At 40.0% G+C, this 12,223-nt stretch carries 10 protein-coding genes; all 10 read left to right on the top strand.

Features of this window, described 5'->3' with window-relative positions:
- The first annotated feature begins 166 nt into the window (after positions 1–166).
- The 10 genes from OMU_RS02390 (at position 167) to OMU_RS02435 (ending at position 12,198) form a co-directional block, all read left to right on the top strand.
- On the top strand, positions 167–1,060 hold the full coding sequence (locus tag OMU_RS02390) for a diacylglycerol/lipid kinase family protein (RefSeq protein WP_016178363.1): 894 nt from the start codon (positions 167–169) through the stop codon (positions 1,058–1,060).
- Positions 1,061–1,436: 376 nt separating this feature from the next.
- Positions 1,437–2,852 carry a cytochrome ubiquinol oxidase subunit I gene (locus OMU_RS02395; protein ID WP_016178364.1) on the top strand — a complete coding sequence of 472 codons (1,416 nt, stop codon included), beginning with the start codon at positions 1,437–1,439 and terminating at the stop codon, positions 2,850–2,852.
- On the top strand, positions 2,845–3,867 hold the full coding sequence (gene cydB, locus OMU_RS02400) for a cytochrome d ubiquinol oxidase subunit II (protein ID WP_016178365.1): 1,023 nt from the start codon (positions 2,845–2,847) through the stop codon (positions 3,865–3,867). Before OMU_RS02395 ends, cydB begins: the two co-directional genes overlap by 8 nt.
- Positions 3,868–3,911: 44 nt before the next feature.
- Positions 3,912–5,624 (top strand): thiol reductant ABC exporter subunit CydD, encoded by a 1,713-nt coding sequence (gene cydD / locus OMU_RS02405; protein ID WP_016178366.1) that lies wholly within the window; start codon positions 3,912–3,914, stop codon positions 5,622–5,624.
- Complete coding sequence (cydC, locus tag OMU_RS02410) at positions 5,621–7,369, top strand: thiol reductant ABC exporter subunit CydC (protein WP_016178367.1); 1,749 nt, start codon at positions 5,621–5,623, stop codon at positions 7,367–7,369. The genes cydD and cydC overlap by 4 nt, the downstream gene beginning before the upstream one ends.
- Positions 7,370–7,533: 164 nt before the next feature.
- Positions 7,534–8,064: a ClbS/DfsB family four-helix bundle protein gene (locus OMU_RS02415; protein ID WP_016178368.1), complete on the top strand. Its 531-nt coding sequence runs from the start codon at positions 7,534–7,536 to the stop codon at positions 8,062–8,064.
- 140 nt (positions 8,065–8,204) lie between these two features.
- Positions 8,205–9,248 (top strand): peptidylprolyl isomerase, encoded by a 1,044-nt coding sequence (locus OMU_RS02420; RefSeq protein ID WP_016178369.1) that lies wholly within the window; start codon positions 8,205–8,207, stop codon positions 9,246–9,248.
- A gap of 280 nt (positions 9,249–9,528) precedes the next feature.
- A complete protein-coding gene (locus OMU_RS02425) occupies positions 9,529–9,960 on the top strand; it encodes a DUF6323 family protein (RefSeq protein ID WP_016178370.1) in 432 nt (143 codons plus the stop codon).
- The gene (locus OMU_RS02430) at positions 9,957–11,147 is read left to right on the top strand and encodes a DUF6179 domain-containing protein (RefSeq protein ID WP_016178371.1); all 1,191 of its coding nucleotides are present in this window, start codon (positions 9,957–9,959) and stop codon (positions 11,145–11,147) included. The genes OMU_RS02425 and OMU_RS02430 overlap by 4 nt, the downstream gene beginning before the upstream one ends.
- 226 nt (positions 11,148–11,373) lie before the next feature.
- On the top strand, positions 11,374–12,198 hold the full coding sequence (locus OMU_RS02435; RefSeq protein ID WP_016178372.1) for a sortase domain-containing protein: 825 nt from the start codon (positions 11,374–11,376) through the stop codon (positions 12,196–12,198).
- Positions 12,199–12,223: the final 25 nt, after the last annotated feature.

Genomic DNA, 12,223 nt, shown 5'->3' on the forward strand with positions numbered 1-12,223 from the left:
AAAATCCTCCAACGTCAATGGAGGATTTTTTTTCGTTCCAACAGCTTTTCATCACCTATCCGCAAAGCATCCTCAACAAATAATCGCTCTTTGCCTGTTATACTAAAGAAGAATAGAAAAGAAAAAGAACTATTTTCCAGATAGATGAAAAGGAGATCGTGTAATAATGAAAAAAGCAGTCTTAATTGTCAATCCTAGTTCAGGGAATGAAGAGGCAAAGAAATACGCTGGACAAGCGCGAGAAAAATTGGAACAGTTTTTTGATGAGGTGGATGTACAAGAAACAGAAAAAGAAGGCGATGCAACAAAATTTGCCCGCAAAGCGGCTGAGGAAAAAGTCGATAGTGTTTTCGCGATGGGCGGAGATGGAACAGTTAATGAAGCAATCAGTGGATTGGCTGAACAGGAGTATCGTCCGAAATTTGGTTTCTTCCCATTAGGTACAGTCAATGACCTAGGACGTTCCTTGAAAATACCAATGGACCCCAAAGAGGCGATTGATACTTTCACCATCGAACGCAAAACATCTTTAGATATTGGAAAAGTCAACGATGAGTATTTTATGAATATTGTTGCCGTTGGAAGTATTCCTGAAGCCATCAGTGATGTTGATGTAGAAGAAAAGACCAAATTCGGCAAACTAGCCTATTTTGTGAATGGGGTCAAAGAAGTCTTCAATGATGAAAATTACCATTTTACGTTAGAAATAGACGGAGAAAAAACCGCAATCGAAAGCAGCGCAGTTGTTATCGTATTGACAAGAACAATTGGCGGTTTTACACACATTGTTCCTGAAGCGAAGGTTAATGATGGGCAGCTGTATCTGCTTTACCTCAAGGATCAAAGCATCACGGATCGTCTGAAAAGTGTTCCAGATATTATCAAGGGTGTTGATCAGGCAAGCGAGAATATCGGGTATACGCCATTTACAGAGGGGCGTTTGACGGTGAAGGAAACTGTAGACTTGCATCCAAGTGTCGACGGGGATGAAGGACCAGAACTGCCATTAAGCTTCAAAGTATTGCCTCAACATTTAGAAGTCTATTACGGAGCTGAGTAGGCGAAGGAATGAGGCAGCAACAGAAGTGGTCGGCACATTTCCGATACTAGAAAAACATTTAATCGGAAAAAGGAGTTATGACAAAAAAAATTTTTCATAGCTCCTAATTTTTTTAGCCAATTTTTCTCATTAAAAATAAAGGACAAAAATGTTGCTCAAGTGAGGTTCTTATTAAGATAAATCAATTCAGTTCAATATTTTGAGCGAAAACCATCAAATTTTTACCTTTATATAGTTATTTTCCTTTTTCTTCATATTTTACGAATAAAAAGCGCTTAAGCTGAACATTTGGCAATTTATTTCGTAAGGATTATAGTAATTATAGAATTAGATTTATTTTAGTTCTGTTATTCACAATATAGGGGAGGAAATAAAAATGGACATAGTGACGTTGGCCCGTTTTCAGTTTGCCATGACAACGGTTTTTCACTTTTTCTTCGTACCATTCTCAATTGGAATGGTATTAGTTGTTGCCATTATGGAAACGTTATATGTTAAAACGAAAAATGAAAAATATCGTCAATTGGCAAAGTTTTGGGGAAACATTTTCCTACTAAGTTTTGCGGTGGGCGTCGTGACTGGGATCATTCAAGAGTTTCAATTTGGAATGAACTGGTCAGATTATTCACGGTTCGTCGGGGATATTTTTGGCGCGCCTTTAGCAGTGGAGGCCTTATTGGCTTTCTTTTTGGAGTCCACATTCTTAGGGCTCTGGATTTTCACATGGGATCGGGTAAAACCAGGTCTGCATGTACTATTTATTTGGCTTGTAACGATTGCCTCAATGTTATCGGCTTTTTGGATTTTAGCGGCCAATAGTTTCATGCAGCATCCTGTTGGTTATGCGCTTCGTAATGGCCGAGCAGAAATGACCGACTTTGGTGCGGTAATAGCTAATCCAAAGGTCTGGTATGAATTCGGTCATGTAATCGCTGCGGCAATCACAATGGGCGGAATGATTGCCGCTGGACTTGCGGCATTCCAACTATTAAAACGAAAAGACATAAAAATGCGGGAATTCTTTATGAAATCTATGCGCATCGGATTAGTAGTTACATTATTTGGCTCAATCATGGTTTTAGGTGCGGGAGATGCGCAAATGAAAGCCTTGATTGAAACGAATCCAATGAAGTTTGCAGCGATGGAAGGAACTTATGAGGATACTGGAGACCCGGCAGCCTGGACCTTGATTGCTTGGGATAATGAACGAGAACATAAGCAGGTGTTCGGGATTCAAATTCCCTATATGCTAAGTATTCTTTCTTATAATAAACCTTCTGGCTCGATTAAAGGAATGGATACTGTGAACAAAGAGTTAGTTAAAAAATATGGCGATCGAAATTATTATCCACCGGTGAATGTTTTGTTCTGGAACTTCCGTATCATGGCGGGCTTTGGTATGCTGATGCTGCTAGTAGCCGTTCTTGGTTTGTTCTTTACTCGTAAGAAAAAACCAATATTATATGAGAAGCGTTGGATGCTGTGGGTGATGGGGCTTTGTACCTTTGCACCATTTTTAGCCAATACAGCCGGCTGGCTAGTGACCGAGTTAGGCCGCTATCCGTGGACGGTTTACGGCTTGTTTACGATTGAAGACAGTGTGTCGCCAAATGTTTCAGTGACCTCTTTATTAATTTCAAATATCATTTACTTCCTGCTGTTCTCAGGATTAGCAGTAACAATGATTTATTTAGTTAAGCGTGAATTAAACAAAGGACCAGGACTGGATCAAATGAATCAGGAGACTGACTCAACTGATCCTTTCGATAAGGGGGCGTTCAGTCATGAGTAGTTTACAATTATTGTGGTTTTTATTGATCGGCGTCCTGTTTTCTGGCTTTTTCTTTTTAGAAGGGTTTGATTTTGGTGTCGGTATGTCGGTTCAAACCTTGGCCCATGATGAACACGAAAAGGACCAGATCGTAGAAACAATTGGACCGGTGTGGGATGGCAATGAAGTCTGGCTGTTGACAGCTGGCGGTGCGATGTTTGCCTCATTTCCGTATTGGTATGCGTCACTGTTTAGTGGGTACTATTTAATTTTGTTTATCATTCTATTTGGCTTAATTATACGCGGCGTTTCCTTTGAATTCCGCAGTCACATGCCGAAGGAACACAAACAATTATGGAATTGGACATTGACTATCGGTAGCTTTCTTGTGCCATTTTTCTTTGGTATTTTATTTATTAGTATGATTCAAGGAATGCCATTGGATGCGAATCACAACATGACAGCGACCTTTACTGATTACATCAATTTGTATTCTCTTGTCGGCGGTGTGGCCTTAACGTTATTGTGTTATTTGCATGGCTTGAACTATATTGCGCTGCGTACGGAAGGCCCTGTTCGCTACCGCGCAAAAAACTATGCGCAGCTGCTGTACGGCGTTCTTTATTTTGGCTTAGTCGCATTTGCGATTTTGATGTATTTCAAAACGGATTTCTTTCAAAATAATTTTGCGGTGACATTGATTTTATTAGCGGTGATCGTGCTGCTGACAATTATCGCAAATGTATCTGTCTTTAGAAATAAAGAGATGCTGGCGTTTATCACTAGCGGGTTAACCTTGATTGCGCTAGTCGCTTTATTATTCAGTGGCTTGTTCCCGCGAGTCTTGATCAGCTCTATTCCAGGAAATGACTTGTTAATCGAACATGCTTCTTCAAGTCCGTATACGCTGAAGGTCATGTCTTATATTTCACTGACTATTTTACCCTTTGTACTAGGCTACACTGCCTGGACATATTATATTTTCCGCAAACGGATCAAACATCCTCATGAGATCGGAGTACAATCAAATTATTAGCAGTTTTATTTGAATTAACTTTACTAGGAAATAGGAGTTCAATCATGATCGACAAGAAGTTATTACAACTTCCCGGTATCAAAAAAATTCTGATGTTGCTTGCAGGATCTGCTATCCTGCAAGCAATCTTTATAATCGGACAAGCGTACGGGTTGTCTAGGACAATCACGCATTTATGGGACGGGGAAGAATTAAACAAACAACTACAGTGGATACTGTTGTTTTTCATATCCTTTGCGTTGCGTCATTTGATGACCTATTTGCGGGAGCATGTATTAGAAGAATATGCTTATCAGCAGGCTAAAGATTTACGTGGTCAATTGTTGCGAAAAATCTTTCGCTTAGGTCCGCAGGTGGTGCAAAAACAAGGAACTGGAAGCGTGGTTACGACTGCACTAGATGGGATTGATCAGGTGGAGGAGTATTTGCATCTGATTTTACCAAAAATGCTGAATATGATGATTATCCCTTGGATTCTATTAGTAGCAATTTTTCTATTGGATTGGGAATCTGGTGTGGTATTACTGCTTGTGTTTCCGCTGATTATTATTTTCATGATCATCTTAGGATACGCGGCTCAAAGTAAGGCCGACAAGCAATACAAGGTATTTCAAGTGCTATCGAACCACTTTATCGATTCTTTACGAGGAATTGATACGTTGAAATTCTTTGGCATCAGCAAGCAATACAGCAAGAGTATTTTTACGACCAGTGAACGTTTTCGCAAAGCGACAATGAGCACACTAAAAATCGCGATTCTTTCGACGTTTGCGCTAGATTTCTTTACCACGCTATCTGTTGCCGTAGTAGCTGTTTTATTGGGGCTGCGTTTAATCAATGAGGGGATTTTCTTATTTCCGGCATTGACGGTGCTGATTCTTGCTCCTGAGTATTTTCTGCCCATTCGTGATTTTTCCAGTGATTATCACGCGACTTTGGATGGGAAAAATGCGATGGACGATGTTAATCAGATTTTAGAACTGCCAGAGACGCAGGATGCGCAGCTTAAGCTACCAACCTGGTCAGCTGATAGTCAGTTGAGTGTGAAGATGCAGTACAATTACGCAGAAAAGCTTGGTGCAGAAGTTGATTTCAAGGTACGGGGTTATCAAAAAATCGGAATTATCGGCATGAGCGGCTCTGGAAAATCAACATTGATCAACTTGCTGAGCGGTTTTTTACGTCCTGATGCTAGTCAGATTCGTTTTAATGATCAAGCGTTAACCGCTTTTGACCAGCCTCAATGGCAGGAGCAATTGATTTATATTCCGCAAAATCCATATATCTTCCAGCGATCAGTACGGGAAAATATCGCTTTTTATCATCCGCAGGCCAGCGATGAAGAGATTTTAAAGGCAATCGAAGTGACTGGTTTGACGGATTTAGTGAATGACCTGCCAGATGGTTTGGATACGAAACTAGGCGAGGGAGCACGCACACTGAGTGGTGGACAGGCTCAGAGAATCGCGTTAGCTCGTGCCTTTTTGGATCAAGAACGAAAGATAGTATTGTTCGATGAACCAACAGCGCATTTGGATATCGAAACGGAAGTCGAATTAAAGGAACGAATGTTGCCGCTGATGGAAACTCATTTAGTCTTTTTCGCGACACATCGGCTTCATTGGCTAACCGAAATGGATTATCTGCTGGTAATGGATCACGGAAAACTCGTTGAACAGGGAACCTTGAAAGAGCTGCAAAAAAGAAAGGGTGCCTTTACAAAATTAAGTCAGGCGTTGCGAGGTGAAGAGACATGAAGCAAATCGGATTATTCGACGTCCTAAAAACCGATGAATGGGTCAAGCCCTTTTTCAAGCAATATAAGAAATCTTTGATTCTAGCTTTGACATTAGGCTTTATCACTTTTTTCTGTGCGGGGGCCTTGATGTTCAATTCAGGCTATCTGATTAGTCGGGCAGCATCGTTGCCGGAAAATATTCTGATGATTTATATTCCTATCGTGTTAACACGAGCTTTTGGAATCGGTCGACCTGTCTTTCGATATGTGGAACGGCTAGTCAGCCATAACTGGGTCTTGAAGATGACCTCGAATTTACGCGTAAAGCTTTATAATTCGTTAGAGCAGGATGCGATTTTCTTTAAACAGAACCATCGCACTGGAGACATTCTCGGACTGCTTTCTGAAGATATCAACCATATTCAAAATTTGTATTTAAGGACGATTTTTCCAACGATTATCGCGTGGCTGCTCTATGTTTTTGTAATTATTGGGATCGGCTATTTCTCTTTCTTCTTTGCTTTAGCGATGCTGCTCCTTTTAGGGATCGTCGTATTTCTACTGCCTCTATGGTCAGTCATCATCAATGGTGCTCGTCAAGAACAGCAGAAGCAGATGAAGAATGAATTATACAGTGATCTGACTGATAATGTGTTGGGCGTGTCGGATTGGATTTTTAGTCAACGTGGACAGGATTATGTGAACCATCATGAAAAATCCGAAGAGGCATTACGAGAGGTCAATTGCAAACTTCAAAGCTTCCAACGTAAGCGTAATTTTATTTTACAGCTGATGTTTGGCGTGATTACGATCGCTCTGCTCGTGTGGACCAGTCGTCAATTCCCTGGGAATCATGGAGGAGCGGCAAATTGGATCGCAGCTTTTGTATTATCAGTTTTTCCGTTGATTGATGCCTTTGCGCCATTGCCAGCAGCGGCTCAAGAAACGAATAGCTACAAAGATTCAATCAAAAACTTGAATGATCTTCCTACGATTCAGAAGCGTCATGAAGCAACTCCAAAAATTTCAGGCGCTTTGACATTGAAAATTGACAATGTTCACTATCATTATCCTGAAGGTAAGAAAAGTGTTTTATCAGGAATTGATCTAACGCTGCGACCTGGCGAAAAAATCGCAATCTTGGGACGGAGTGGTTCCGGCAAAAGTACATTAGCGAATCTGATTCGTGGCGATCTGCGAGCCACTGAAGGGACAATTACGCTAAATGGAGAAGAAACCTACAAATTTGGTGACGACATCAGCAATTATCTAGGTGTTATCCATCAAACACCGTATCTTTTCCATACAACAATCGCGAATAACCTGCGGATTGGAAATGAGGCAGCAACAGATGAAGCTCTTTGGCAAGTATTAGCTCGAGTAGAATTGAAGGAATTAGTGGAGAATTTGCCAGAAGGCTTACTGACAATGGTGGATGAAGCAGGTTTACGTTTCTCTGGCGGCGAACGCCAACGTTTAGCATTGGCGCGCATCTTATTACAAGAAGTTCCGATCATATTATTGGACGAACCAACTGTTGGTCTCGATCCGGTAACCGAGCAGGCATTAATCAATACCTTTTTCAATGAGCTGCAGGATAAAACAGTTATTTGGATCACCCACCATTTGCAGGGTATTGAAGCGATGGATCAAGTTATTTTCATCGAAGATGGTCATTTAACGATGCAGGGAAGTCCGAGTGAATTAGAACAATCCAATGCTCATTATCGGAAACTAAAGCAAATCGATCAGGGAATTATTTAAAACTACAACTTCCTCAGGTAATTCTGAGGAAGTTTTTTGCTTGTCGGGCGAGTCGCAGTTTTGTAAAGTGAGTGAATGTAAAAAATTTGGAACTTCTTATAGACTCCCACGTTACGTGCTAGTCTATAATGATAGTAAGGACAGAGGTATGGGAGGAAGTTATAATGGCAAGACCAACAACTAAACACGACTTGATTCAGGTAGGAAATGACATGTACGAGAAAATGATTATGCTACTAGATTCAATTCCAAAGGAAGAATTGAACCGTACTTTTACTTTTGATACAAAAAATGAAAAACAGGCGCATTGGGAACGTGATAAAAATCTTCGTGATGTATTGATCCACCTATATGAGTGGCACCAATTATTGTTAAAATGGGTGCGAGCGAATCAGGCAGGAGAGAGTAAGCAATTCTTAAAGGAAGGCTATAATTGGAAATCTTATGGGGAAATGAACCTTGAATTTTGGGAAAAACACCAAACAACCAGCTATGAAACAGCACTTGAGCTATTAATAGAAAGCCATAAACAAGTGATGGAGCTTGCCAATGATTTTTCAAATGGAGAGTTGTTTTCAAAGGGAATCTTTCCGTGGGTTGGTGGCAGTACACTAGGAAGTTATTTCGTTTCTGCCACATCGAGTCATTATAATTGGGCGATGAAGAAAATCAGAAAGTTCAAAAAATCATTATAAATTATGAACAGCTTAGCATCCCAGTATGTTAAGCTGTTTTTTAGATAATACGATTAGAACTTAATCATTGATAACTTTTGGAAGAAGGACTGACTTTATCCTTTTCTGGTACAATTAAGAAAACGGGTTGGAGGCACGACATGAAAAAAAGGAAAATTATTTTAGCTGCTAGTGTTCTCGGTACTGCCGCAGTTATCGTTAAAAAGAAATTGATTAATGAAACCGTCACTAAGCAATTGATTCCTCGGCATTGGGATGAAGCAGAAATCAATGAACGATTGCGGGATTTCACCCGATTTTTAGCTGACGGAAATGAGGAGAAGATTGCTTCATTTGTTTTAGGCAAGTCGATAAAACCATTCAATTTATTGAAGAAGCAAGAATTAACCTTTTTAACGGCACATTTTTTGAGTATGTACAAAGTAAAAGGAAACAGCAGCAATAATTTACGCGGGTTAGTCTCTTATCGTGTGGCAACACCGAAAAAGGAATATACTTATCTGATCAAAGTAGCGCGACTTGGTGTTGAAAAACTAGATTGGTATATTCAAAAAGTAGTAGAGCAAGATCACGGCATTAACTATCCGAATCAATATTTACTTCAGCTGACCTCTCCACGCCCTAATGAAGAGCTTTGTCTGATTGAAACTGATGAAGGAACCATTACGATGAGAGTCTTTCCGCAGGATGCGCCAAAAGCGGTTAAGAATTGGCGTGGGCTGGCTAAGCAAGGATTCTATGATGGGACACCCTTTGCTCGGGTAATCAAGGATTTTGTGATCCAAGGCGGAGCATTAGATGGTTCTGGAGACGAAGCAACATCGATTTATGGCGGTTATTTCGAAGACGAGGTGGATGAAGGGCTGTATCATTTTGACGGAGCCGTTTGTCTGGGGAATCATGGACCCAATACCAACGGGAATCAGTTCTATATCGTGGAACGAAATCATATCGACAACGACCAGTTATACCGTATGAATCTCCCTCACAAAGTGCGCTCTCACTACGAAGCGGTGGGAGGAATTCCAGAGCTAGATGGACGCTACACAGTCTTTGGACAGGTTATTGAGGGGATGTCTGTGGTACGCGAGATTGCTAGTCAAGAAACAGACGATAATGATGCGCCGTTAAATCCGATCAAGATTCAAAGAATTACGTTTAAGCGAATACGAAAGATCAAATAAAGTCGTTTGGCAATTTTTAACACTAAGATTTTGAATAAGCAAACAGAACCAGTGATGGCAACTAAATTGTCCTCGCTGGTTCTGTTTGTGTGATTGTTTTAAAGTTATTTTATCCAAATCGAAATGAAGAGTACAGCTAGAAAAGTAAACAAAAAAAGTTAAGGAAGGCTTAATTCCGGCTTCTTAACTGTCTTTATAATACCACATTTTTGACTCTTTTTCAAGATTGTCTTTTTTGCTAGTCTGTGTTATTAGGACTATGAAAGGGGTGAACAAATGAATGTCAAATTTTGATGTTTCGTTATTTAACCAATTCCTATCAGAGCAAAAGGAAGAACCGCGAACAACGATCAATCAAGTGCTTCAAGTCAATCACAAAAGCTTTCAATTATCGGTGGCGGATTTTAGGGAAATCGCTGAGGAACGCAAACAGCATTTTAAGAATTATCACTTACTTGATTTCAGTTGGGAGAATTCTCAGACGGTCGCACATTTCTTAGCAAAGGAGCCATTTTCATACAAAAGTGATTACTTAGAGCATTTCTCTATTTGTCAGGAACTCTTTTATTATTTGCGGGCCTACCATTCTGGATCAATAACAGATCAAGAAATACTTGAAGAGATCGAACGCCGCTATCAAAAATATCAAGGAGATGTAGAAGCACTTCAAGGTTCATTTGAAGACTTTCCGGAATTGGAGGAAGAGGAATGAGGAACGAACTTTTAGATCCAGCTTTTTATCCATTTTTCATGAAGAAATTGCAGGAACGGTTAAGCGGTTCAAGCGTTATGCCAATTGATCAAGCAGAAAGAATCCAACAGTCCCTTGAGTTTGTTCTAAAAAATGGTGGAGAGGGAACTTTGCCGGAGCGCTTCGAACAAGGAAAGCAGCAATTGAAGCAACGCATAGAGAAATTACAACAGCTCTATGAGAAAATCCTTATAAGTTATCAAAGCTTTGGAATTGATTCTCTTGAGGAAAGCTTACGAGAAATTGGCAGTTTTTTTACAGATTATGATATTGATTACGGAGCAGCTGAGGTCGATCAGGCCTTTCTTGATTACCAACTTGCTGAAGCTGTTCCGGCTAACTTTGTCGGTCTTGATTTTTATGAGCGCTACCTACAAAATTTAGCAGCGGAAGTATTCTTTATTGCAAATATTCCAGAGAATCAAATTTACGAACTGTTAGAGACATATCAGGAGAAGTTAGGATTTGATTATCGCAAAGATGTGAACAATCTGTTTGAGATTGTCTTCAGGCAGGTTATAGGTAAATTGTTAATTGGAAAAAAGGAAAATGACCGTTTACTGCTAAATCCATTCGAAGCACAATATGCTCTGAATCAGCTTCAAGAAAAAAATCATCATCAAGAACTGAATCAATTGTTTGAATTGAATGAATATTATTATCGCATTTTTGAACAATTAAGAGGAATTAGTCAACGCTTAGAAGAGCCTGAGAAGGCATTTGACTTCTTTCTCACCATTACTCCTAAGAAGAAGGAGCTAGAATTGACTCCCACCATGACATCTAGTCGTTTCAATCAATTGCTAGAAGCCTACTCTGCAGCTGATCAGCAGGAAAAAATACGTCTAATTTCGAAGAATATTTCTGCTCCAGCAGATTTTGAAGAACTTCTAGATTTCACTTCAGAAAAGTCCGAATTTTACGAAAAACTTTTAAAAGAGCTAGATAAAAATTTTATAAAGGCTTTAATTTTATATGAAATGAAAAAGAATAGCTTCGAGAAATTCCATCAAATCATTTATACATCAAGGGGTACAGCGATTTTAAATCTTTTAAAAGATTATTTAAAAACTTATACAAAAGAAGAACGTTTAGCGCTTTTTGCTTCTATAAAAGACTATCAAATAACCCATTATGACTTTTCATAAATCAAGAAGGAAGCTTTTAGGTCATTCTGCAAAATAAGCTCGACCAGTTTTGTTTTCAGAAAAGAAAGTTATGAAACAACTATTTAAAAAGGGAGTACCGCACGATCTTTTCGGAGTATAAATAATACTATTCGTTATTTCACGAGCACCATTACAGTGATAGGGCTGTTTTTCCGTTAATTTGTAAGCAAATAGCAGAGAGCTTTTTGCTTAGGAGGAAACAGAAATGAGTACCTATTTTAAATTTATTATTATCGCTGCACTTTTTCTAACAAACGGCGCAGCATCTGTATTGGGTGAATCAGAAAATGGTTCATCCGCCACAAGGGATCAAGAAATTGTAGAACAGTCTACCAGTCAGGAAGAAACTAAATCAGCGTCTTCAACAACTAAAGACAGTGGAGACTCAATTGAATCAAATGAGGATGGCAACCAGATAACTACTCAAAGCAGTAGTGTGAATCCAGCAGCTACGGCCAACTCTGGAGCGTCCAACACAGACGCACATTCTGCAGAATCAGAAGCTGAGACAGCAAAAACAAATACTCGACCCTCACCAACAGTGAATGAAGCTGAGCCTAATAACAGTTCAGCACCGGAGTCCACCGCACCAAACATGGCAGTGCCGCAATCAACAACAATGCAGGCGGATCAATTGGAGATTGCTGGGCAATTGATAACTTATTTGAATGCGGGACAGGGAAACGGACAAGCCATAATTGATGCCAATCCCAATCTAGTCGCAACCTGGGGCGGTGCTTCTGTTCAGTCAGGAGACGATGGCGCGAATACACATTTTATTGGACATAATCCTGGCATTTTCAATGTGCTGTTCTCAGTAGGCGTCGGGGAAACGATCAGTGTCTCAGATGGAGCGAATAATGTATCGACATACACTGTTTCTCAAATCGTTACGGTGGATGATTCTGGAATGGCGGAGGACGGAACAGATTATTGGGAGCAAATCACAAGCTCTGGTGGCGGAGAGCGCATCAGCTTGCAGACGTGTATTAATGATGATTACAATTTAATCGTCTTTGCCAACAAATAAAAAATCGTCACCCTCTAAAGATTCG

It is taken from the genome of Enterococcus avium ATCC 14025 (assembly GCF_000406965.1).
Lineage (GTDB): Bacteria > Bacillota > Bacilli > Lactobacillales > Enterococcaceae > Enterococcus_A > Enterococcus_A avium.

Coding starts and splice junctions, on each gene's coding strand:
- OMU_RS02425 (WP_016178370.1), top strand. CDS start 9,529: ATGTCAAATTTTGATGTTTCGTTATTTAACCAATTCCTATCAGAGCAA.
- OMU_RS02430 (WP_016178371.1), top strand. CDS start 9,957: ATGAGGAACGAACTTTTAGATCCAGCTTTTTATCCATTTTTCATGAAG.
- OMU_RS02390 (WP_016178363.1), top strand. CDS start 167: ATGAAAAAAGCAGTCTTAATTGTCAATCCTAGTTCAGGGAATGAAGAG.
- cydB (WP_016178365.1), top strand. CDS start 2,845: ATGAGTAGTTTACAATTATTGTGGTTTTTATTGATCGGCGTCCTGTTT.
- OMU_RS02420 (WP_016178369.1), top strand. CDS start 8,205: ATGAAAAAAAGGAAAATTATTTTAGCTGCTAGTGTTCTCGGTACTGCC.
- OMU_RS02435 (WP_016178372.1), top strand. CDS start 11,374: ATGAGTACCTATTTTAAATTTATTATTATCGCTGCACTTTTTCTAACA.
- OMU_RS02395 (WP_016178364.1), top strand. CDS start 1,437: ATGGACATAGTGACGTTGGCCCGTTTTCAGTTTGCCATGACAACGGTT.
- OMU_RS02415 (WP_016178368.1), top strand. CDS start 7,534: ATGGCAAGACCAACAACTAAACACGACTTGATTCAGGTAGGAAATGAC.
- cydC (WP_016178367.1), top strand. CDS start 5,621: ATGAAGCAAATCGGATTATTCGACGTCCTAAAAACCGATGAATGGGTC.
- cydD (WP_016178366.1), top strand. CDS start 3,912: ATGATCGACAAGAAGTTATTACAACTTCCCGGTATCAAAAAAATTCTG.